The organism is Pseudomonas sp. WT-JTC (genome assembly GCF_056711565.1).
In genome coordinates, this window is record NZ_CM160042.1 from 662,284 (window position 1) to 684,810 (window position 22,527).

The window sequence follows — 22,527 nt, forward strand, 5'->3', positions numbered from 1 at the left end:
CTGGCGCGGTGTTTACCTTATTCCTGATTTTCGCCACGCTCGCGGGCAATGGCGCGGTAGCCAATGTCCTTGCGATAGAAACAGCCTTCCCAGTCAATCGCTGCCGCCAGCCTGTAGGCCTGCTGCTGTGCGGCGTCGACGCTGGCACCCATGGCTGTGGCGCACAATACACGACCACCGGCCGTCACTACCTGACCATCCTTGAGCGCAGTGCCGGCGTGGAAAACCTTGCCTTCCAGTGCGGAGGCTGCTTCCAGCCCCTTGATGGCTGCGCCTTTGGCGTAGTCACCAGGATAGCCGCCAGCGGCCAGGACGATGCCGACGCTCGGGCGTGGATCCCATTGCGCTTCAACTTTATCCAGCGCCTTGGCCAGGGCGGCTTCGACCAGCAGCACCAGGCTCGACTGCAGACGCAGCATCACCGGTTGGGTCTCAGGGTCACCGAAACGGCAGTTGAATTCGATGACTTTTGGGTTACCAGCCTTGTCGATCATCAGACCGGCGTACAGGAAGCCAGTGTAGACGTTGCCTTCCTCGGCCATGCCGCGCACGGTCGGCCAGATCACCAGGTCCATGACGCGCTTGTGCACGTCGGCGGTGACCACTGGCGCCGGGGAGTAAGCACCCATGCCGCCGGTGTTTGGACCGGTGTCGCCGTCGCCGACGCGTTTGTGGTCCTGGCTGGTGGCCATCGGCAGCACGTTCTTGCCGTCGACCATGACGATGAAGCTGGCTTCTTCGCCGTCCAGGAACTCTTCGATGACCACGCGCGAACCCGCATCGCCAAAGGCATTGCCCGCCAGCATGTCGCGCACGGCGTCTTCGGCTTCGGCCAGGGTCATGGCGACGATCACGCCTTTACCGGCGGCCAGACCGTCGGCCTTGATCACGATCGGAGCGCCTTTTTCACGCAGGTAAGCGAGGGCCGGCTCGATTTCGGTGAAATTCTGGTAGTCGGCAGTCGGGATCTTGTGACGAGCCAGGAAATCCTTGGTGAAGGCTTTCGAACCTTCCAGCTGCGCAGCACCAGCCGTCGGGCCGAAGCAGTCGAGACCGCGGCTGCGGAACAGATCCACAACACCGGCAACCAGCGGCACTTCAGGGCCGACGATGGTCAGGGAAACGTTTTTCTCGGCAAAGTCTGCCAGTTGCTCAAGTGCCAGTACGTCGATGGCGACGTTCTCGCACTTGGCTTCGATGGCGGTACCGGCGTTGCCCGGAGCCACGAACACCTTCTGCACGCGCGGATCCTGAGCCACTTTCCAGGCCAGGGCGTGTTCACGGCCACCGCTGCCAATGATCAAAACATTCATTTCAAAAACCTCGGATGACGCAAATCTGGGAACTGTAGGAGCGAGCTTGCTCGCGATGGTGGTTAACGATAACGCTGGGTGTCTGAATCAACGCGGCGTCTTATCGTTCATCGCGGGCAAGCTCGCTCCTACAGGGGAAGCCGTTCTATTAGTGACGGAAGTGGCGCATGCCGGTGAATACCATTGCAATGCCAGCTTCGTCAGCGGCTGCAATCACTTCATTGTCACGCATCGAGCCGCCTGGCTGGATCACCGCAGTGATACCGGCCTTGGCCGCATTGTCGATGCCATCGCGGAACGGGAAGAAGGCGTCGGACGCCATGACCGCACCTTGAACCTGCAAACCAGCATGCTCAGCCTTGATTGCAGCAATACGCGCGGAGTTCACGCGGCTCATCTGGCCGGCGCCGACACCGATGGTCTGGCGGTTCTTGGCGTAGACAATGGCGTTGGACTTCACGTACTTGGCGACTTTCCAGGCGAAGATCAGGTCGTGGATTTCCTGTTCGGTCGGTGCGCGTTTTGTCACGACCTTGAGGTCATCGGCGCCGATCATGCCGATGTCACGGCTTTGTACCAGCAGGCCACCGTTGACGCGCTTGTAGTCCCAGGCCGCGGCGCGGTCAGCCGACCACTCGCCGCAGGCCAGCAGGCGTACGTTGGCTTTGGCGGCGACAATGGCGCGGGCTTCTGCGCTGACGCTCGGGGCGATGATCACTTCGACGAACTGACGCTCGACGATGGCCTTGGCGGTCTCGGCATCCAGTTCGCGGTTGAAGGCGATGATGCCGCCGAAGGCGGATTCGGTGTCGGTGGCGTAGGCCAGGTCGTAGGCCTTGCGGATGCCGCCTTCGGCGTCCGGGCTGACAGCCACGCCGCACGGGTTGGCGTGCTTGACGATCACGCAAGCCGGTTTGACGAAGCTCTTCACGCATTCCAGCGCGGCGTCGGTGTCGGCCACGTTGTTGTACGACAGTTCCTTGCCTTGCAATTGGGTCGCGGTGGCGATGCCGACTTCGGCAGGCTTGGCTTCAACGTAGAACGCCGCGCTCTGGTGCGGGTTCTCGCCGTAGCGCATTTCCTGGGCCTTGATGAACTGGCTGTTGAAGGTGCGCGGGAACTCGCTGCGACCTTCGGTGCTCAGGGTGTCGGCAGCCTGGTTCACGGTGCCCATGTAGTTGGCGATCATGCCGTCGTAGGCGGCGGTGTGCTCGAAGGCCTTGAGCATCAGGTCGAAACGCTGGGCGTAGGTCAGGCCGCCGGCCTTGAGGTTTTCCAGGACGCTGGCGTAATCGCTGGCGTTGACCACGATGGCCACGTCCTTGTGGTTCTTGGCCGCTGAACGGACCATGGTCGGGCCACCGATGTCGATGTTCTCGATGGCGGTCGGCAGGTCGCAGCCAGGCTTGTTGATGGTGGCTTCGAAGGGGTACAGGTTGACCGCTACCAGATCGATCGGCTTGATGCCGTGCTCGCTCATGATGGCGTCGTCGATACCGCGACGACCGAGGATCCCGCCGTGGATTTTCGGGTGCAGGGTCTTCACCCGGCCGTCCATCATCTCGGCAAAACCGGTGTAATCAGCGACTTCCACTGCGGCAACGCCGTTGTCCTGCAGCAGCTTGAACGTTCCGCCGGTGGAGAGGATCTCGACGCCCAGGGCTTCAAGCTCCTTGGCGAATTCGAGGATCCCGGTCTTGTCGGAAACGCTGATCAGGGCGCGGCGGATCGGCAGGCGGGTAGTCTGGTCGGTCATCTCAATTTCCATCAAAAGCAAAGGAAGTCAGCAAAAAAGGCGACCGGTTTTACGCGGGCGCCTTTCTGGTTTGATTGAATGCTTACAGCAAATCGTACTGCTTGAGTTTCTTGCGCAGCGTGCCCCGGTTCAGCCCGAGCAGCTCGCTGGCCTTGGTCTGGTTGCCCTTGACGTAGTTCATCACGCACTCGAGCAGGGGAGCCTCGACTTCGGAGAGCACCAGGTTGTACACATCCGTGACGGCAGCGCCCTCAAGGTGGGCGAAATAATTGTGCAGCGCCTTCTCGACACTCCCGCGAAGGGTCTGGCCCTCTTCGCTCGGTGTATTGAGGTGCTGTTTCAAATTCACGTTGTCGCTCACGGGTGTTGTTCCACTCACTAAAGTCTCGGTCATCATCGTCATGCGGCCACCCACTCTCCGTCCCCTGTCAGGCTCTTGTAACGTTCGGCGAAAAACGCCTGAACGTTGGCGCATTGTGCATCCGTACCATCCAAACGATTGAAGTGGGCACGAAACTCCCTGGCGCCCGGCAGGGTTGCGAGATACCAGCCCACATGCTTTCGAGCAATGCGTACACCCATGACATCGCCATAGAAGGCGTGCAGGGCGGCCAGATGCTCTAGCAGAATGCGTTCCACCTCGATCAGCTCCAGCGCCGGGAGCTTCTCGCCGGTACGCAGGAAATGGTCGATCTCGCGAAAAATCCACGGCCGCCCCTGGGCGGCCCGGCCAATCAGCAGGCCATCGGCACCGGTCGCGTCGAGCACGTACCGGGCTTTTTCCGGCGAGTCGATATCGCCGTTGGCGAAGACCGGAATCGACACCGCCTGCTTGATCGCGGCAATGGTGTCGTACTCGGCTTCACCGGTGTACAGGTCGGCACGGGTGCGGCCATGCACTGCCAGCGCCGTAATGCCTGCCTGCTCGGCGATTTTCGCCACCGTCAGGCCGTTCTTGTTGTCCCGGTCCCAACCGGTCCGGATCTTCAGGGTAACCGGCACATCGACCGCGGCCACGACAGCCTGCAGGATCTCGGTTACCAAGGGCTCATCCTTCAACAGTGCGGAACCGGCAGCCTTGTTGCAGACTTTTTTTGCCGGACAGCCCATGTTGATATCAATAATCTGCGCGCCCATTTCAACGTTGGCACGGGCGGCGTCCGCCAGCATTTGCGCGTCCCCACCGGCGATCTGTACCGAGCGTGGCTCGGGATCACCTTCATGGATCATGCGCATGCGCGACTTGCGGGTGTTCCACAAGCTCATGTCGCTGGTGACCATTTCCGAGACAACCAGTCCCGCGCCCAGGCGCTTGCACAGCTGACGAAAGGGCTGGTCGGTGACGCCCGCCATGGGGGCGAGAATCAAGCTGTTATGTAATGTGTATGGGCCGATGCGTACCGCCGACATAGGACTTCCCTGTTGTGGGGCCGGATCATGGGAGTTCGAAAAAGGGTTGGCATGATACCCGCTCTCGATGACTGGATAAAGGCTGAATTGAACAAAATCTGAACAGTTATTCTGTTATTACCCGTGGTTTGGTTTGCCGGGTGGAGTCAAAAAGCCGACATCAATCCTAGGTGGATGAGGCGTTTCACTCCGGAGAGTGAAAGCTCAAACTGTAGTTCACGGCTTTGGCGCCGGGGTCGAGAATGTCCAGGGCGATGTGGATCGGCGTTTGCGGTGGCATTTCCGCCATGCCTTCGAGATCGCCATTGAGGTACTCGCCGGGTTTGAAGCGGCGGCTGGCGATCAGGTGGCCATTGAGGTCGGCGAAGCGCAGTTCCAGCAGCGGGAAGGGCTGGGAGAAGGGCGCGCGGTTATAGATGATCGCATCGACCACCAGAGCGCCATTGAACTCGGGATGGCTGCGCACCACCAGGTTGCTGCTTTTGATTTTCGCGATGTCGACTTTGGAGGGCACGATGCAGCCGATTTGCGGGCAAAGTTGCTGGAACCACGGACGATATTGATCCTGTCGCGCCAGTTCGTCGAAATGGTAGGCGATGTACTGGCCGGCGAGGGCGCCAGCGGCAATCAGCACCAGCAGCGACCACAGCAGTCGTCGGCCCCAGGGCGAGCGGCGTTTTTGCCAATCCAGTTGCAGCGGATCGTCGGTCAGGTCTTGCAGCACTTCAGCGCGCACGCCCGGCTCGCTACGCTCGCGTCGTTTGCGCAGCGGTTCGATCGAGGGCAGGTTGTCGTCGATTCCGTTTTCGTCGGTGGCCGACAGGCGTTCGTGGTTCAGCGGTGCATCGAGAGGGTCGTGCAATCGCAGCTGGGGCGGCTGCGGCTCGTCGTCCAGATCAACCGGTTCCAGGGACAGCGAAGGTTCGGTACGTGAGGCTTTGCCCGGTTCGACCGTGGGCTCTGGCGTTTCAAGGCTGTCGAGCGGTTCGTCGGCTTGCGCACGATCGGCGGCCGACTCACTGAACAGGCTGTCGGACCACGGCTCTTCGTCATCCTGCCCGGTGCTGTCGCGACGGGCGCTCAGCGAGTCGTCGCGATGGCGACCGAGTTCGGTGGCCGGCTGGATCTCCCGCTGTTCGAGCCGGGCGAGTTCTTCGTCGAGGTCGAGGCTGTCCAGGTCCAGTTCGGTCGCGCTCCATTGCTTTTGGCTGATGGCGCGCGGCGGCGATGGTTCGAGGGGCTGCGCAGGCTGCACAGGCGGAATCGGCGTCGCTACCGGTGATTCCTTGCCCGCCTGTTCAAGCAACTGCCTGGCGGCATTGAACACCTGCAGGCAGGAGCCGCAACGAACCACGCCACGCGCCACGCTCAACTGGGCATGGCTGACGCGGAAGCTGGTTTGGCAATGCGGGCACTGGGTGACGAAGCTATCGGTCATGCGGCGATCCGGATTATGCAGGCGGTCATTCTAGCGCCGACGGCCAGTGATGCGCACCCAGCCATCGCGATTGGCGATCGGATCCAGATCGAAGTCCTCGGCGTAGGCGGCAGCGACTTCGTCGCCCTGTTCGGCGAGGATGCCCGACAGCGCCAGGCGACCGCCCGGCTTGACCAGGCCGGACAACTGCGGTGCCAGGGAAACCAGCGGGCCGGCGAGAATGTTGGCGACCAGTACATCGGCTTGAACCTGCGGCAGGTCTTGCGGCAGGTACAGTGGGAACAGCTCTTCGGCAATGTTGTTGCGTCCGGCGTTGTCGCGGGAGGCTTCCAGGGCCTGCACGTCGATATCGGTACCGACGGCTTGTTTTGCGCCCAGCAACAGGGCGGCAATCGCCAGAATCCCCGAGCCGCAGCCGAAGTCCAGCACGTTGCAGTCCTTCAGGTCCTGACCGTCGAGCCATTCCAGGCACAGTGCGGTAGTCGGGTGGGTACCGGTGCCGAATGCCAGGCCTGGGTCCAGCAGCAGATTCACTGCATCAGGCTCCGGCGCGGCGTGCCAGCTCGGCACGATCCACAGGCGCTGGCCGAAACGCATTGGCTGGAAGTTGTCCATCCAGCTGCGTTCCCAGTCCTGGTCTTCGATCACTTCGCTGTGGTGTTCAGGCAGCGGGCTGCCGGTCAGCAGCTCCAGATGGGCCAGTACCGGGCCGGGCTCGGTACCGCCTTCGAACAGGGCCAGCAGGTGCGTGTGCGACCACAGCGGCGTGGTGTTGAGTTCCGGCTCGAAGATCGGCTGATCTTCGGCGTCCATGAAGGTCACCGACACGGCGCCCACTTCAAGGAAAGCGTCTTCATAGGTTTCGGCTTGTTCTGGGCTGATGGCGAGACGTACTTGCAGCCAAGGCATGGCGGGCACCTTTGAAAAATGTTGATTGCAGCCTAGCGGGCTGCGAGAAGCGCGCAAGTTTACGCGAGCGCGGAGGGTTTGTGGGAGTCCACTGTACCTGTGGGAGCGGGCTTGCTCGCGAAAGCGGACTGCCTGCTACATTGATGTTGGGTGTGCAGACGCCTTCGCGGGCAAGCCCGCTCCCACAGGGAATGTGCAAAGTCACCTATCTGATGGAGCGTCCAGATACAACAAAGCCGCCCAAAGGCGGCTTTGTTGATGGGTTCGAAGCTTAGTGCTTCTCGCCAGCCAGCTTGTGCTCGAGGTAGTGAATATTCACGCCCCCTTTGCAGAAGCCTTCATCGCGGGTCAGGTCGCGGTGCAGCGGGATGTTGGTCTTGATCCCGTCGACCACGATTTCGTCCAGCGCATTGCGCATGCGCGCCATGGCTTCGTCACGGGTTGCGCCGTAGGTGATCAGCTTGCCGATCAACGAGTCGTAGTTCGGCGGAACGGCATAGCCACTGTACAGGTGCGAATCGACGCGAACGCCGTTGCCGCCTGGAGCGTGGAAATGCTTGACCGTGCCCGGGCTCGGCATGAAGGTTTTCGGGTCCTCGGCGTTGATCCGGCATTCCAGTGCGTGACCGCGGATGACGACGTCATCCTGGGTGAACGACAGCTTGTTGCCGGCGGCGATGCTGAGCATCTCCTTGACGATGTCGATGCCGGTGACCATTTCCGATACCGGGTGCTCTACCTGGACACGAGTGTTCATCTCGATGAAGTAGAAGCGACCGTTCTCGTACAGGAACTCGAAAGTACCTGCGCCACGGTAACCGATGTCGATGCACGCCCTGACGCAGCGGGCGAGGACTTCCTCGCGCGCGTTCTCGTCGATGCCCGGTGCCGGCGCTTCTTCGAGAACTTTCTGGTGGCGACGTTGCAACGAGCAGTCGCGGTCGCCCAGATGGATAGCGTGACCCTGACCATCGGAAAGAACCTGGACTTCCACGTGACGTGGGTTGGTCAGGAATTTTTCCAGATAGACCATCGGGTTACCGAACGCCGCGCCTGCTTCGGAGCGGGTCAGTTTGGCCGAGGAAATCAGGTCTTCTTCTTTATGCACAACGCGCATGCCGCGACCACCGCCGCCGCCAGCGGCCTTGATGATCACCGGGTAGCCGACTTCGCGACCGATGCGCAGAGCGGTTTCTTCGTCTTCCGGCAACGGGCCGTCAGAGCCCGGAACAGTCGGTACGCCGGCGGCGATCATGGCGTGCTTGGCCGATACCTTGTCGCCCATCAGGCGAATGGTTTCAGCTTTCGGGCCAATGAACGCGAAGCCGGATTTCTCGACCTGCTCGGCGAAGTCGGCGTTTTCCGCAAGGAAGCCGTAGCCCGGGTGAATGGCGGTGGCGCCAGTCACTTCGGCTGCGGCAATGATTGCCGGAATGTGCAGGTAGGAGTGGGCGGCCGATGCCGGACCGATGCAGACGGATTCGTCCGCCAGGCCCAGGTGCATCAGTTCCTTGTCAGCCTTGGAGTAAACGGCGACGGTCTTGATGCCCATCTCTTTGCAGGCGCGCAGGATCCGCAGGGCGATCTCACCGCGGTTGGCGATCAGAACTTTTTCCAACTTCGCAGTCATCAAAGGCTCTCCGCGGTTCAAACGATGGTGAACAGCGGTTGGTCGTACTCAACCGGCTGGCCGTCTTCGACGAGGATGGATTCGATCACACCGCTGGTTTCAGCTTCGATGTGGTTCATCATCTTCATGGCTTCAACGATGCACAGGGTGTCGCCTTTCTTCACGGTCTGGCCGACTTCCACGAAGGACGGCGAGGTTGGCGAAGACTTGCGATAGAAAGTACCGACCATCGGCGAACGGGCAACGGCACCGTTCAGTGCTGGAGCGGCGGCGGCAGCAGGTGCAGCAGCCGGAGCGGCGGCAGCGGCAGGCGCGGCAACCGGAGCAGGCATTGGTGCCGGCGCGTAGTACTGCTGAGCCGGAGTCTTGCTATGACGGCTGATGCGTACGGACTCTTCGCCTTCCTTGATCTCGAGCTCGTCGATGCCGGACTCTTCCAGCAGTTCGATCAGTTTCTTAACTTTACGGATATCCATGAATCATCAACTCCCAAGGGTCGGTCAGGGGCGGTTAACTTGTTGTTCAAGCTGTTCCAGGGCGGCCTCCAGGGCCAGTCGGTAACCGCTGGCGCCAAGGCCGCAGATCACTCCCACCGCTACGTCGGAGAAGTAAGAGTGATGGCGGAAAGGTTCGCGTTTGTGCACGTTAGACAAATGCACTTCGATGAATGGGATGCTCACCGCCAGCAGCGCGTCACGTAATGCGACACTTGTATGTGTAAAAGCTGCCGGATTGATCAAAATGAAGTCCACGCCTTCGCCGCGGGCGGCGTGAATACGGTCGATCAATTCGTACTCGGCATTGCTTTGCAGGTGCAGCAAATGGTGACCGGCTTCGCGGGCACGGCGTTCCAGGTCCTGGTTGATCTGCGCCAGCGTCGTGGCGCCGTAGGTACCCGGTTCGCGAGTGCCGAGCAGGTTCAGGTTGGGTCCGTGCAATACGAGTAGTGTCGCCATCGGCGGTTCCTTTGTTATCCGTGAGCAATTGTCAGAACCCGGCGACTATGCCGCAAAGCCTTTGTGACTGTCCAGTTCTCTGCAATAGCCGGCACGATGACCGATGTTTGCGCGAAATATATGACTGCTTGATTAAATTTGGTCATTGGCCCTGGTAACACGTTCGGCGAAGTCTTTGGCGTTGATCTCGCCGATCACCCGCACATCGGCGCGTTCGACACCGTCCTTGCCGAAAAACATCAGGGCCGGAGGGCCGAACAACTGGTAACGGTCGAGCAGGGCGCGTTGTTCGGCGTTGCTGGCGGTGATGTCGAAGCGGATCAGCCGGTAACCCTTGAGGCGTTCGACGACGACCGGGTCGTTCAGCACCTCATGTTCGATGACTTTGCAGCTGATGCACCAGTCGGCGTACCAGTCGAGCAGCAGCGGTGTGCCGGATGACCGTGCGTCGGCGAGTGCGCGATCCAGATCGACCGGTGTGCTGACGGTTTGCCAGCTGCTGGTGTTTTGCGCAGGTCCGCTGTTGTCAATGATACGGGGCTGGCCAATCGGGTTGAACGGGTCGGTCTGGCCGCTGAAGGCGCCATACCAGCAGGCCAGTGCGTAAAACAGCAGGAACATGCCGAGCAATTGGCCCAGGCGTTTGCGCGGCGGTTTATAGACGAACTCCAGAGCCCCCATGAACAGGCCGACGCCGCCCGCCAGCAAGCCGATCAGCAGCAAGGTGACCTGACCCGGCAGGATGCGGCTGAGCAGGCCGATGGCCAACCCGAGCAACAACACGCCAATTGCGTTTTTCACATAGACCAGCCACGGGCCGCTTTTCGGCAACCAGGCTGCGCCACCGGTGGCCACCAGCAACAGCGGTGCGCCCATGCCGAGGCCGAGCATGAACAGCTTCAGGCCGCCGCCCAGCGCATCGCCACTGGCGCTGATATACAGCAGCGCGCCGGCCAATGGCGCCGAAACACAGGGTGAAACCAACAAACTGGAGACCACGCCCAACACCGCGGCGCCCCACAGTGACCCGCCTTCGGTGCGACCGGCGATACGGTCCAGGCGACTGCTGATCGCGTGCGGCAGTTTCAGTTCGAAGACGCCGAACATCGCCAGCGCGAACAGCGCAAAAAACATCGCGAAAGGCACCAGCACCCAGGCCGATTGCAGCCGCGCCTGCAGATTGAGCTGGGCACCGAACAGGCCCATCAGCGCGCCGAGCAGGGCAAAGCAGGCGGCCATCGGCAGCACATAGGCCAGTGATAGATTGAAACCGCGCCAGCCGCCGACCTGGCCGCGCAGTACCACGCCGGACAGGATCGGCAGCATGGGCAGCACGCACGGCGTGAACGTCAGGCCAAGGCCGGCGAGAAAAAACAAGGCCAGTTCGCGCCAATTCCACTGATAGGCCGTCGCCGGAGCGCCGCTGCCGTCGATGCTCAATCGCTCGGTTTCCGGCGGATAGCACAGGCCTTTGTCGGCGCAACCCTGATAGGTCACGGCCAGGGTGAAGGCGCGCTGGTCGGTGCGCGGCAGCTCGACGTCGAGAATGCCGTGATAGACCTCGACATCGCCGAAATATTCATCGTGCTTTTTCTGGCCGTCTGGCAGTTTCGCGGCGCCGAGGACGACTTCGGCCGGATCTGCGCGAAACTGAAAACGGTGGCGGTAGAGGTAATAACCCTCAGTGGCGACGAAGCGCAGCTTGATCGATTGCGGCGTGCTTTCTACCAGGCTCAGCCGGAAGGCTTCACGCACTGGCAGGAAGTCGGCGCTGTTGTTGATCGAGCCCAGGGTCGAACTGGGGCGATTCTCCAGCAAGCCAGTGGCGCTGGCCGGCAGGGCAAACACTAAAAACAACAGGCAGAGCAAGCGGCGCATGACGGTCTCGCGTATCGGAATTGGGGGGATGATAGCGGACAGTTGCGGGGGTGTGCAGGGCGGGAGTTTCGTGGTGAAGGTTCTGACGCCTTCGCGAGCGAGCCCGCTCCCACATTGGTTCTGCTGTGTGCACATCATTTGTGAACACCAGAGATCAAATGTGGGAGCGGGCTTGCTCGCGAAAGCAATCTGTCAGACGCGGAACGCCTGAACGGCTGTATGCAGTCGTCCACCGAGCACCAAAAGGTTCTCCCCCTGCTCGCGGCCTTCGCCAATACGCAGCAGGTTATCCCCTCCCAACTGGTGAATCCGCTCGCTGTGGTCGCGGATCTCGCTGACAGCGCCGCTTTGCTGGGCGGTGACATCGGCGATGCGTACCGCCGTGTCGGAAATGGTCTGGATTGCCCCGACGATCTTATCCAGCGCGCCATCGGCGGCCTGGGCCTGGTTGGCGGTGGCTTCGGCGTGTTCGACCTGGGCGCGCATGCCTTCCACCGATTGTCGCGCGGCGGTTTGCAGCCCTGCGATCAAGGTCTGGATTTCTGCCGTGGCCCCGGCGGTACGTTGCGCCAGTGAGCGCACCTCTTCGGCCACCACGGCAAAGCCTCGGCCCATCTCCCCGGCCCGGGCTGCCTCGATGGCGGCGTTCAAGGCCAGCAGGTTGGTCTGGTCGGCAATCGAGCGGATCACCGTCAACACGCCCCCGATGGTGGCCGACTCTTCGGCCAGGTGTTCGATCATTTGTGCATTGCCTTGCACTTCATCCACCAGCGCATGCAGACCGGTGAGGCTCAAGCCGATGACTTTCTGTCCATGCTCCACGGCCAGGCCCGCGTGGCGGCTGGCGTCGGCGGCCTGGCTGGCATCACCGGCGACTTGTTGAATGGTCGCTTCCAGTTCGCTCAGGGAATCGCGGATCAGCGCCGTGTCGCCGGCCTGGTGCTCGGCGCCGCTGTGCAAGTCGTTGCTCAGGTCGGCCAGGGTACGGCTGCTACCGGCCACTTGTTCGGCGTTGCGGCGAATGGTCCCCACCAGGTCCACCAGATACGCACGCAAGCGGTTGAGCGAGGCTTCAATGTCATGTAGTTCGCGGTTGGTGTTGCCCAGTTCAATATCGCGGCTGAAGTCGCCTTCGGCCCAGGTCGACAGGGCCGGGGCGAGGTTGGTCAGGGTCCGGGCCAGTTTGCGCTGCAGGGTGTCGATCAGCAGCGCGATCAACAGAATCAAGCCGATCATCACGCCTTGCATCAACCGCACTTCACCCTGGATCTGTCCGTGCTGGGCGCGTACCACCGGTTCCAGCCCGGCGATGGCCTGTTGCACGTCGGCGATTTTCAAGTGAGTCGCGGTGCTGAGGTCGGCGCGTTTGCTGATTTGATCGCGAGTGCGCGAGAGCTCGGCCGGGTAGCGGGTGAGCAGACTGTTAAGCTCGCGCTTGAGGCCAACGCCGGCATCTTCGGCAACGGTTTTTTCCTTGTTCTCAAGGCCCATCATCGAGGCGAAATCATCGGTGTTCGACTCGCTGCTGGTGGTCACGCCCAGCAGCGGCAGGGCGTCGAGCTTCTCCGCCTGGGTGCGGATGTTGGCCACTTCGCGTTCGACATCGGCGGCCAGTTCACTGCGGCCGCTGCTGACCAGTTTGTCCCGCGCCAGGGACAGTTTGCCCAGGTGCTGGGAGGCGGCGAGCAGCGGCGTCAGGTAGGCCGCATTGCCACTGGCGTACTGGCTGAGTTGATCGAGACTGGCGCCCAGTTCCCGCTCGGCCTGCAGCAACAGCGCCTGCGGATCGCCAGCCAGTTTGCCGGCGGCTAGCAGGTCGGTTTTGCTGAACTCTTCAAGGGTCGAGAGGCTGGGGCGCAAGGTCTCGGCCAGGGCCGGTGGCAATTCGCCGAGTTGTTTTTGCAGGCTTTCGATGCCTTGGGCGGCACTGCTCAGGCGCAGTGCATCGCCGCTGCCAAGGTAATCTTCGATGCTGCGGGCGACTTCATTCTGAAACTGCTGCGACAGACCCAGGTAGCGCTCCATTAATAGATACGGGCGCTCAAGGGCTTTCTGCGACCACCACAGCGTAGCGCCGAGGGCCACGCACACGGCCACCAGAAGGAGGGTATTGAGATTGGTCAGCAGCTTCAGGCGCATTACGGACTACCAACGGCAGAAATGGTAAGTGCCTGAAGTTATTGCGTTTCTGTTACAGGGTTATGACCGTATCGGTCGATTCCGATAAAAAAGTGGCACTTTGCTTTGATGTGCGTGCGGCCTGTACGCGATTGCGTCCACCGTCTTTGGCGCGATACAGCGCCTCGTCGGCCTGGCTGGCCATCATCAGGCTGTCGGAGCTTTCGCATAACTCCACCACCCCGGCACTGAAGGTGCACCACAGATCCTGGGGTTGAGCGGGGTAGTGAATCTCGGCAAATCGCTGACGGATTTCATCGAGCACGTTGTAGGCCGCTTCGATATCGGTGTCCGGCATGACGATGGCGAACTCTTCGCCACCGTAGCGGCCGATGAAGTCGGTTTTGCGCAGGCGTTGTTTGAGAAACAGCGCGAGGCTCTTGATCACCCGATCGCCCATGGGGTGGCCGTGGCTGTCGTTGACCCGTTTGAAGTGGTCGATATCGAGCATGGCAAAGCTCAGCGGCTTGTTCTCGCGACGGGCGCGGAACGAGCAGTCCTCGAGCAATTGCAGGATGTGCGTGTGGTTGTACAGGCCGGTGAGGCTGTCACGGACCATCCGTGCCTTGAGGTTGCGGGCTCGCGCGGCGCGGTTGCGCACGGTGGTGATCAGGTGCCGGGGCTTGATCGGTTTGGTCAGGAAATCATCGCCGCCCTCGCTCATGGCGTCGAGCTGTTTGTCCAGGTCGTCTTCGGCCGACAGGTAAATGATCGGCACGCTGACGTAACGGTCGTTATGGCGGATCACCTTGGCCAGTTCCGTACCGGTGCAGGCCGGCATGTACATGTCGAGGATGATCAGGTCCGGCTGGAAATCCGCCAGTTCGGCCATGGCCTGGATCGGCTCGATCAACGTCCGGGTAACGATCCCGGCGCTGTTGAGCAGGCGCTCGGTGTGCAGGGCCTGGGCGCGGGAGTCGTCGATGATCAGCACTTTATAAGGTTCGTACTGGGCGACGCAGGTCAGGACTTCGATTTTCTCCAGCAGGCTCGACGCTTCGAGGGTGCCGGTGAGGAACTCCTGGCCACCGGCACGCACGGCGGCCAGGCGGGTCGGGGTGTCGGTTTCGTGCAGGCTGAAGAACAGCAGCGGCAAACGCTGGTCGAGGCCTTCCTGGGCTTCGGCGGCCAGTTTCAGGCCGACGCCGGGGCCACTGAAATCCACGTCCATGACAATCGCCGCCGGCGAGCGCTCAACCATCGACGAGCGAAATGCGTCTACGCTGTCCAGGGACTGGGCGCTGAGCCCGAAGAATTCCAGTTGCTTGGCCAGGCGCTCGGCACGGTCGTGATCCTGCAGCATCACATAGATAGGCTTGCGCAGTGGTGGCAGGAAGGTTTGATCGAGTTGGTCGCCATGGCGCAGACCGGTGCGTGACAGGCGCTGCATCAAGCGATTGAGGTCGGTGATCAGGCCGCTGCTCAGGCGTCCGCGGTTGGCATCGACCGCTTCCAGGGACTGACCGATATGGCGTGCCAGTTGCGTGTGTTCCGGTTGCTCGAAACGCTCGGCGAAACGCAGCAGACGCAGATTGGCCTCGCTCAGTTCCGAAAGGTCGGCGGTGGACCACTCACTGCGTTGCAGGCGCTGCCATATCTCAAGAATCTGACGAGCCTGATGAATTACCCGCTGGGCAAAGTGATGCTTGAGGCGCTCGCGGCTGGGGTCTTCTGGCTCGGTCATATCCTGACTACTAGTTAGGGTGCACACTGAGGTCGACTGGTGGCTCTATGCTAGCACCACTTTTCCATTACATGAGTGCTGTACGTCAATAATCTGCAATGTGACTCCATTCAGTTTGTGACCGGTCGGTCTGGTTTTGGCCCTGGAAGTCGCGGCGTGCGGAGGGCGAAGTGCATTAATCAGGGCACTTGACGGGTGTGGGGCGGCCATTGGCGAGCGATTGGCATTCGGCCATTGATGATTTTTTTGCGAGTGCTGACCGGTTCGGTTTTTCGGGTTTCAGGGGGTAAGGGATTCCCTTATGGGTGCAATCCTTACCATTAGGTGGATTTTGAGGGCGGCAGCGTCGTCGGGTGGGCAGGAACACTTTTCATCACAAGCCCGGTAATTTTCCCCTTCGATGCAATGGCGGGTGCCGGGCCAAGGCACGTTGTTGTATGGTTGTGGTCGAACCGTCGAACCCAAGAGATTGAAAGGATATCGCCATGCTGGACTGGAAGAACCGCACAGGCAGTGCGCCTGAACGTACCGCTGAACCGAAGTCGGAGGCCCGCAGTTATCTGGGCGGCCTGTTGTTCAGCCGGGCGCTGGCCACTCTGCTGGGCATCTACCTGTTGGTGGCGAGTGTCCTGGGCTGGTACTGGAGCCAGGAGCCGGCGTTGTTCCCGGTCCAGCAAACCGCTCAACTGGCGGCCGAGAAAGAAGGCAAGCAGATGGTGGTCGGCTACACCACGGTGGAAACCCTCAAGACCGTCGCCGGCACCTTGCTGACCAAGCCGGGCGGCTATATTTCCAACGACCGATTCCCGCCAGGCCTGTGGATGGACAACATGCCGAGTTGGGAATACGGCGTGCTGGTGCAGGTCCGCGACCTGAGCCGCGCATTGCGTAAAGACTTCGCCCGCTCGCAATCGCAGTCCGCTGAAGACGCCGACCTGGCCAAGGCCGAGCCGCGTTTCAACTTCGACAACAAGAGCTGGGTGCTGCCGTCCAGTGAGTCCGAGTACCAGGAAGGCATTAATTCCCTGAGCCGCTATCAGGCGCGCCTGTCCGATCCGAACCAGAAGAGCGCATTGTTCTATGCCCGCGCCGATAACCTGAACAACTGGCTGGGTGATGTCGGCACGCGTCTGGGATCTCTGTCGCAACGGCTGTCGGCCAGTGTCGGTCGGGTCAAGCTCAACACTGCGTTGAAAACCGAGGTGGTGGCACCGGGTGTGGCGCCGCAAGTCGATGAAGAAATCGTCGAAACTCCATGGCTGCAGATCGACAACGTGTTCTACGAAGCCCGTGGCCAGGCCTGGGCCTTGTCGCATTTGCTGCGCGCCATCGAAGTCGACTTCGCCGATGTGCTGGCCAAGAAAAACGCCACGGTCAGCGTGCGCCAGATCATTCGTGAACTGGAGGCGTCGCAGGAGCCGGTGTGGAGCCCGATGATCCTCAACGGCAGCGGCTTCGGTGTGCTGGCCAACCACTCGCTGGTCATGGCCAACTACATTTCCCGGGCCAACGCGGCGGTGATCGATTTGCGTCAATTGCTCAATCAGGGCTGAGTCATGGTCGATAACGCCAGGGAAGCCGCGCACCGCGCGGCGTCCGATGCCGAACAGATCGCCTGGGTCGACGAGCAGGACAACCTGCTCGGCGCCCTGGTCCGTTCCGACCTGCGCGAGCGCGGGCTGATCGGGCGCGGCACCTACATCATGTTGTTCAACTCCGCTGGCGAGTTGTGCGTGCATCGCCGCACGCTGAGCAAGGCGATCTATCCCGGTTACTGGGACGTGGCGGCGGGTGGCATGGTGCTCGCCAGTGAAACCTACGCCGAGTCGGCGGCCCGGGAACTTGAGGAAGAACTGGGCGTGAGTGGCGTGGAGCTGACCGCCCATGACCATTTTTTCTTCGAGGACACCGGTAATCGCCTGTGGTGTTCGGCGTTCTCGGCTGTGTGGGACGGCCCGTTGATCCTGCAACCGGAAGAGGTGCTCGAAGCGCGCTTTTTGCCGATTGAGCAAGTGCTGCGGGAAATCGAGGAAAAGCCTTACTGCCCGGACTCTTTGGCGGCATTGAAACGCTATCTGAGGTCTCGCGGGCAAGACGTCGCAAAAAGGCTATAAATTGGCGCCGATTGGCTCTTAGCAATCGGCGTTTTTGCCGTTACACTGCGCGACCTTTTCAAGCTGAACCGGTATGGCTGTTTCTGTAGGAGCGAGCTCGCGATGAACTTATGGACGACGCGTGTATTCTGAATGCACGCGTTATCGTTAACGACCATCGCGAGCAAGCTCGCTCCTACAAAGATGCATTACGTGTAGGTGCGAGCTCGCTCGCGAAAAACGAATGGACGACACGTGCTGTCTGATGCCGCGCGTTATCGTTGACGTTCATCGCGAGCTCGCTCCTGCAATGAAATGAATGTCGAACCGTTTCAGTAGCGCTGCCCCTGCCTGAGTGGGGCTTCGCGGTCGATGGCACTTCCCAGGTGCTGCGGCCAGTCTTTGTCCTCCAAAGAGGATTGCCGGTGGCCAAAAAAGCCGCATCCTTCGCCGCCCTGGGCGGCCTGGTATTTTCCACCGACGCAGGTCGTCATTGCCCGGAATGCAGTAAACCGGTGGACGCCTGCATCTGCAAACAGACCGTTATCCCGGCCGGCGACGGCATTGCGCGCGTGCGTCGCGAAAGCAAGGGCCGTGGCGGCAAGACGGTGACCACCATCACCGGCGTGCCATTGGCTGAAGATGCGCTCAAGGAACTGGGTACGACGTTGAAGAAACGTTGCGGTACCGGTGGGGCGTTGAAAGACGGTGTCATCGAAATCCAGGGCGATCATGTCGAGCTACTCTTGGCAGAACTGATCAAGCTCGGTTTCAAAGCGAAGAAGTCCGGCGGCTAGCAGCCTCTGTGAAAACCACCCTCGGCTTGATCCGGTCCTGATGGCATTCAGGCCTGGCGTCAGCCACATGGTTTTCACAGAGCCTGTTCATGACCGGTTTCTAAACTCACTGCGGTCGGCGGGGTCTATTGCCTCGTTGACGAACCGTCATTTTCATTCTTTAGACTGCGCCGGCCTGAACCCAGGCGACGCACTATGACTTCTTTATAGGGGACTTCGATGTCCGTACGACGCACACGCAAAGACGATGGCAGCCAATGGACAGTTGCGGACAGCCGCAGTGTTTACGGGATTCGCCATTGGGGGGCCGGGTATTTCGCGATCAATGACGCCGGTCGCGTCGAAGTTCGTCCGAACGGTCCGAGCAGCTCGCCTATCGACCTGTTCGAGCAAGTCGACCAGCTGCGCAAAAGCGGCCTGTCCTTGCCATTGCTGGTCCGCTTCCCGGACATTCTGCAGGACCGCGTGCGTCAGCTGACCGGCGCGTTCGACGCCAACATCGAACGTCTGGAATACCAGAGCAAGTACACCGCACTGTACCCGATCAAGGTGAACCAGCAGGAAGCGGTGATCGAGAACATCATCGCCACCCAGAACGTTTCCATCGGCCTGGAAGCCGGGTCCAAGCCCGAACTGCTGGCAGTGCTGGCACTGGCGCCGAAGGGCGGCACCATCGTCTGCAACGGTTACAAGGACCGCGAATTCATCCGCCTGGCGCTGATGGGCCAGAAGCTCGGCCACAACGTGTTCATCGTGATCGAGAAAGAATCCGAAGTCGGTCTGGTGATCGAAGAAGCGGCCTCGCTCAAGGTCAAGCCTCAGGTCGGCCTGCGCGTGCGCCTGTCGTCCCTGGCGTCGAGCAAGTGGGCGGACACCGGCGGCGAGAAATCCAAGTTCGGTCTGTCGGCGGCGCAACTGCTGTCGGTGGTCGAGCGCTTCCGTGCGGCCAGCCTGGACCAGGGTATTCGCCTGCTGCACTTCCACATGGGCTCGCAGATCGCCAACCTCGCTGACTACCAGCACGGTTTCAAGGAAGCGATCCGTTACTACGGCGAGTTGCGCAACCTCGGCCTGCCGGTGGACCACATCGATGTCGGCGGTGGCCTGGGCGTGGATTACGACGGTACGCACTCGCGTAACGCCAGTTCGATCAACTACGACATGGACGATTACGCTGGCGTCGTGGTCGGGATGCTCAAGGAATTCTGCGATGCGCAGAGTCTGCCGCACCCGAACATCTTCTCCGAAAGCGGCCGCTCCCTGACCGCCCACCACGCCATGCTGGTGGTGCAAGTGACCGACGTCGAGAAACACAACGACGACGTTCCGCAGATCGAGAACAAGGAAGCACTGCCGGAAACCGTGCAGTGGCTGGTGGACCTGCTGGGTCCGACCGACATCGAGATGGTCACCGAAACCTACTGGCGCGCCACGCACTACATGAGCGATGTCGCTGCCCAGTATGCCGACGGCAAGCTGACCCTGGCCGAGAAAGCACTGGCCGAGCAATGCTACTTCGCGGTGTGTCGTCGCCTGCACAACTCGCTGAAGGCGCGCCAGCGTTCCCACCGTCAGGTGCTGGACGAACTCAACGACAAGCTGGCGGACAAATACATCTGCAACTTCTCGGTGTTCCAGAGCCTGCCGGACACCTGGGCCATTGATCAGGTCCTGCCGATCATCCCGCTGCACCGCCTCGATGAAGAGCCGCTGCGTCGTGCGGTGCTGCAAGACCTGACCTGTGACTCCGACGGCAAGATCAACCAGTACGTCGACGAGCAGAGCATCGAAACCAGTTTGCCGGTGCACGCGCTGAACGAAGGTGAAGACTATTTGCTGGGAGTTTTCCTGGTCGGTGCCTACCAGGAAATTCTTGGCGACATGCACAACCTGTTCGGTGACACCGACTCGGTGAACATCTACCAGAACGCCGACGGCAGCGTGTACCACGCCGGTATCGAAACCCACGACACCATCGAAGACATGCTGCGTTACGTGCACTTGTCGCCGGAAGAACTGATGACTCACTACCGCGACAAGTGCGCCAGTGCCCGCATCAGCGCATCCGAGCGCACGCAGTTCCTCGATGCCTTGCGTCTGGGGCTGACCCGTTCGTCTTACCTGTCTTCCTGAGGTAAGCGTCACGCTGATCAGGTTGTCTGAAATTTTTCCGTTTGCCGCGGAAATTTCAGATGACCTGGTACGGCGTTTCTGTTTTTTCAAACGAAAATACCCACGTCCTTGGCGATCCATGCCATTTGGTCTTCTTTTCGCGTAGGTCATTTCCTAAGTTGTACTTCGGCACTCTACTCGGCCATGTCTCTCAGCGAGAATCCCCGGCCGCCCCTCCTGTAGAGAAACGCCGATGTTCAATCCAGTCAGCGAACCGTCATCTCGTCTGGATGTAGCAGGTCTGCCCGACTCCTTCGAGGTCCTGGCCTTTACCGGTAAAGAAGCCATCAGTGAGCCGTTCGTGTTCGACCTGGAGTTGCTGATCGATGACCCGGTGCTGGACCTTGCCAGTTTGCTGTACCGCCCGGCCGCCTTGCATTTCGGGCCAGCCGGAAACCACGTGCATGGACAGTTGCATGAACTCGTCCAGCGTGATCATGCCTCGGGGCCCCGACTCTGCCAGGTGCGCCTGGGGCCAAAACTGGCTTGCCTGGACCAGCGCTTCAGCCAACGAATCTTCAGCGGCCGTTCGGTGCCGCAAATCCTCGACCAGGTGCTCAGGGAGCATGGCATTACCGGCAAGGATCGACGCCTGGAGCTGAGCGGCGAATACCTGCCCAGAGATTTTTGCACGCAATATCGAGAGTCAGACTTGCAGTTTCTGCAGCGACTGTGCGCCCAGGAACGGCTTCACTACCACTTCGAACACCGGGCCTGCGGACACTGTGTGGTGTTTGGGGATGACCGGCAGCATTTCCCAACCGGCGAACCGGCGGTGTTCCGGAACGAGGGCGTTGGGCCGGCGGTGCGGCAGTTCGAACGTCAGCGCTGCGGGGGAACAGCAGCCCAGCGTGCCGAATGCCGGACAGACCTGGCGACCTTGCGCAGCGGTGGGCTGATGCCGCTGTCCGGTCATCCGGTTACCGAATGCAATCGACTCTGGCTGCTGACCCACGTTGAACATTGGGGCAGCCAGGATATGGCGACGCCCTACCACAATCAGGTCCGTGCCCTGCGCTGGCCTGCACCATTCGAGCCGTCCTGTGCGGCGGTCAAACCACAGATGCATAGCCTGCAACGGGCGTGGGTCGTCGAAGTCGATGAACCAGGCCCCGACCCGGCAAGACCGGTACCGGTGCAATTCGACTGGCTTTATCAGGGCGAAGGGGCAGCGCCCAGTCATTGCTGGTTGCCCCTGGCCAGGCCGTTGCAGGCCGAAATGTTCTCGCCATTGCGGGAAGGGACTGAGCTGGTCGTGAGTTTTGTCGAGGGCGATCCCGATCAGCCACAGATAGCCGGGTTGCTGCATGTACCGGCAACGATCGAGGTGACGGACACCGACGCACCCCAGGCCACCGGCACCCCTGATGAGGGCCTGGAGCAGTGGTTGCGGTCGGGAGAGCCATTGCTGGTGTTGTGCCTGCTGCCCGGCGGTGGCAGTTTCAACCACTGTGCAGAGGCATTGTGCACCTGCCGTCTGGCGACGCAGCTTGGCCAGAGCTCTGGAGCATGATCGTGACACGCACGCCCGAAGCACCACAGCAGTGGCTGTTGCTGGATGTGCCGGGCACGCCACAGGCGGGTGTCACACTTCGGCAGATGTTTGCTCAAGCCCGGTGGTCAGGGTTGTTCGAAGATACCGAGTGGCATGCGCTGCATGAGCAGGGGCCGGTCCTGGTCGATCTGCGCACCTGCCCGGCACTGGCCGATTTATGCATCGTCGACGGACAACGTTGGCCCGGGTTGCTGATGGTCAGTGAGGCCAGTGCTTCGACGTTGCTGGCGCATTTGCGGCGCATGCTCACGGTCACGCTTGGCCTGCACCGGGCCCTTTTGAACTACTACAACCCGATCACGGCCAGCTATTTTTTCGATGCCTGCGATGCCGCTGAATTGAGTCGCTGGCTGGGGCCCATCAACCAGTTGCGCTGGTTCGGCGGCAGTTGGGCGGATCGCGCGATGGGCTGTGAGGGCTGGCAGCGTGTGTCCAACCCGGGGCTGGCTGTCCGCCCGTTGGCAGTCGAGGAGAGCCTCAGCGCCGGGCAACAGGGAACACTGCAAACCTGCCTGCTCGAGCAGCATGCCTGGCGCTGGAGCCAATCCACCGGTGTCGATTTCTACCGCTTGTCGGCCCACGTGCTGGAGGGGGGGGCGCTGGGTTTCAGCGAGCGCCCGGTGCTTGATGGCTGGATATGGCTACGCTTGCAATATCCCGACGCCGTGCCCGTGCAGCCATTGCCGGGCAGGACTCAACAGGAACGCCTCGATAGCCTGCGTCACCTGTGGCAGAACGACCCACCCTGGCCATGAGGT

At 61.1% G+C, this 22,527-nt stretch carries 18 protein-coding genes; 6 read left to right on the forward strand and 12 right to left on the reverse strand.

The features are described from left to right. Positions 1 to 17 precede the first annotated feature (17 nt). The 12 genes from purD to gcbA all read right to left on the reverse strand — a co-directional run bounded on the left by purD (position 18) and on the right by gcbA (position 15,152). A complete protein-coding gene (purD, locus tag AC06G5_RS02895) occupies positions 18 to 1,313 on the reverse strand; it encodes a phosphoribosylamine--glycine ligase (RefSeq protein WP_480458958.1) in 1,296 nt (431 codons plus the stop codon). A gap of 148 nt (positions 1,314 to 1,461) precedes the next feature. After that, on the reverse strand, positions 1,462 to 3,069 hold the full coding sequence (gene purH / locus AC06G5_RS02900) for a bifunctional phosphoribosylaminoimidazolecarboxamide formyltransferase/IMP cyclohydrolase (RefSeq protein ID WP_413425523.1): 1,608 nt from the start codon (positions 3,067 to 3,069) through the stop codon (positions 1,462 to 1,464). 82 nt (positions 3,070 to 3,151) lie between these two features. Further along, complete coding sequence (gene fis / locus AC06G5_RS02905) at positions 3,152 to 3,472, reverse strand: DNA-binding transcriptional regulator Fis (RefSeq protein ID WP_007907419.1); 321 nt, start codon at positions 3,470 to 3,472, stop codon at positions 3,152 to 3,154. Beyond that, a complete protein-coding gene (gene dusB, locus AC06G5_RS02910; protein WP_480458959.1) occupies positions 3,469 to 4,479 on the reverse strand; it encodes a tRNA dihydrouridine synthase DusB in 1,011 nt (336 codons plus the stop codon). The genes fis and dusB overlap by 4 nt, the downstream gene beginning before the upstream one ends. A 184-nt stretch (positions 4,480 to 4,663) precedes the next feature. Further along, positions 4,664 to 5,917: a DUF3426 domain-containing protein gene (locus AC06G5_RS02915; protein ID WP_413427393.1), complete on the reverse strand. Its 1,254-nt coding sequence runs from the start codon at positions 5,915 to 5,917 to the stop codon at positions 4,664 to 4,666. A gap of 30 nt (positions 5,918 to 5,947) precedes the next feature. Continuing rightward, positions 5,948 to 6,826, reverse strand: a complete 879-nt coding sequence (gene prmA, locus AC06G5_RS02920; RefSeq protein WP_413427394.1) for a 50S ribosomal protein L11 methyltransferase — start codon at positions 6,824 to 6,826, stop codon at positions 5,948 to 5,950. Between the two features lie 271 nt (positions 6,827 to 7,097). Then, the gene (accC, locus tag AC06G5_RS02925) at positions 7,098 to 8,456 is read right to left on the reverse strand and encodes an acetyl-CoA carboxylase biotin carboxylase subunit (RefSeq protein ID WP_223462769.1); all 1,359 of its coding nucleotides are present in this window, start codon (positions 8,454 to 8,456) and stop codon (positions 7,098 to 7,100) included. Between the two features lie 17 nt (positions 8,457 to 8,473). Continuing rightward, positions 8,474 to 8,932, reverse strand: a complete 459-nt coding sequence (gene accB / locus AC06G5_RS02930; protein ID WP_413427395.1) for an acetyl-CoA carboxylase biotin carboxyl carrier protein — start codon at positions 8,930 to 8,932, stop codon at positions 8,474 to 8,476. Between the two features lie 24 nt (positions 8,933 to 8,956). Beyond that, complete coding sequence (aroQ, locus tag AC06G5_RS02935; protein ID WP_413427396.1) at positions 8,957 to 9,412, reverse strand: type II 3-dehydroquinate dehydratase; 456 nt, start codon at positions 9,410 to 9,412, stop codon at positions 8,957 to 8,959. A 132-nt stretch (positions 9,413 to 9,544) separates the two neighbouring features. Beyond that, positions 9,545 to 11,290, reverse strand: coding sequence for a protein-disulfide reductase DsbD (locus tag AC06G5_RS02940; protein WP_413427397.1), 1,746 nt, complete (start codon positions 11,288 to 11,290; stop codon positions 9,545 to 9,547). A 192-nt stretch (positions 11,291 to 11,482) separates the two neighbouring features. Continuing rightward, positions 11,483 to 13,429: a methyl-accepting chemotaxis protein gene (locus tag AC06G5_RS02945; RefSeq protein ID WP_480458960.1), complete on the reverse strand. Its 1,947-nt coding sequence runs from the start codon at positions 13,427 to 13,429 to the stop codon at positions 11,483 to 11,485. 52 nt (positions 13,430 to 13,481) lie between these two features. Then, positions 13,482 to 15,152: a diguanylate cyclase GcbA gene (gene gcbA, locus AC06G5_RS02950; protein WP_413703642.1), complete on the reverse strand. Its 1,671-nt coding sequence runs from the start codon at positions 15,150 to 15,152 to the stop codon at positions 13,482 to 13,484. A gap of 485 nt (positions 15,153 to 15,637) precedes the next feature. Between gcbA and AC06G5_RS02955 the strand changes: the two genes are divergently transcribed. The 6 genes from AC06G5_RS02955 (at position 15,638) to AC06G5_RS02980 (ending at position 22,524) form a co-directional block, all read left to right on the forward strand. Then, entirely contained in the window at positions 15,638 to 16,705 is a 1,068-nt protein-coding gene (locus AC06G5_RS02955; protein ID WP_413427400.1) for a DUF2333 family protein, read from the forward strand. Between the two features lie 3 nt (positions 16,706 to 16,708). Then, a complete protein-coding gene (locus AC06G5_RS02960) occupies positions 16,709 to 17,266 on the forward strand; it encodes an NUDIX hydrolase (protein WP_480458961.1) in 558 nt (185 codons plus the stop codon). A 404-nt stretch (positions 17,267 to 17,670) separates the two neighbouring features. Beyond that, entirely contained in the window at positions 17,671 to 18,042 is a 372-nt protein-coding gene (locus AC06G5_RS02965; protein ID WP_008016777.1) for a translation initiation factor Sui1, read from the forward strand. A 219-nt stretch (positions 18,043 to 18,261) separates the two neighbouring features. Next, entirely contained in the window at positions 18,262 to 20,175 is a 1,914-nt protein-coding gene (speA, locus tag AC06G5_RS02970; RefSeq protein ID WP_413427402.1) for an arginine decarboxylase, read from the forward strand. A gap of 232 nt (positions 20,176 to 20,407) precedes the next feature. Further along, on the forward strand, positions 20,408 to 21,727 hold the full coding sequence (locus AC06G5_RS02975) for a type VI secretion system Vgr family protein (protein ID WP_480458962.1): 1,320 nt from the start codon (positions 20,408 to 20,410) through the stop codon (positions 21,725 to 21,727). After that, positions 21,724 to 22,524, forward strand: a complete 801-nt coding sequence (locus AC06G5_RS02980) for a DUF4123 domain-containing protein (protein ID WP_413427404.1) — start codon at positions 21,724 to 21,726, stop codon at positions 22,522 to 22,524. Before AC06G5_RS02975 ends, AC06G5_RS02980 begins: the two co-directional genes overlap by 4 nt. The last annotated feature ends 3 nt before the right edge of the window (positions 22,525 to 22,527 follow it).